This window comes from Vibrio sp. 10N.222.55.C6 (genome assembly GCF_041473395.1).
Classification (GTDB): Bacteria; Pseudomonadota; Gammaproteobacteria; order Enterobacterales; family Vibrionaceae; genus Vibrio; species Vibrio crassostreae_C.
The window spans coordinates 1-333 of record NZ_JBFRSD010000713.1; the positions used below are offsets into that span (position 1 = coordinate 1).

General features: G+C 37.8%; 1 pseudogene. It reads right to left on the reverse strand.

Going from position 1 to position 333, the window contains the following annotated elements:
• Positions 1–333 (reverse strand): annotated as a pseudogene (locus AB4486_RS25780) (aldose 1-epimerase); the annotation flags it as partial.

Below are 333 nucleotides of genomic sequence, written 5' to 3' on the forward strand. Positions count from 1 at the left end.
ACGTTTGATACTGCATTGTCACACTGGCTAACTCTTCGTTGGCTACGCTGTTTGTGATTGAAAAAGGTTGGTTATAGAGCAGGCCATGTACGGCGTGATCAGACCAAGGAAAGTTAGCCGGGAGTTGATGGTTTTGGTTATCGAAACTGTAACGACCTAAGTTTAAACGGTTTGGAAAAGGGAATAATTTAGCACTGCGGGAAAAGAACGGATGTTGGTTGATCAGTTCATCATAATTCTGATAACCACAAATAAAAGAGAACGGACTGTTATTTACGATATATTTATTAATAATAGCACCAAATTCATTGATTATTTGAAGTTCTATACCAT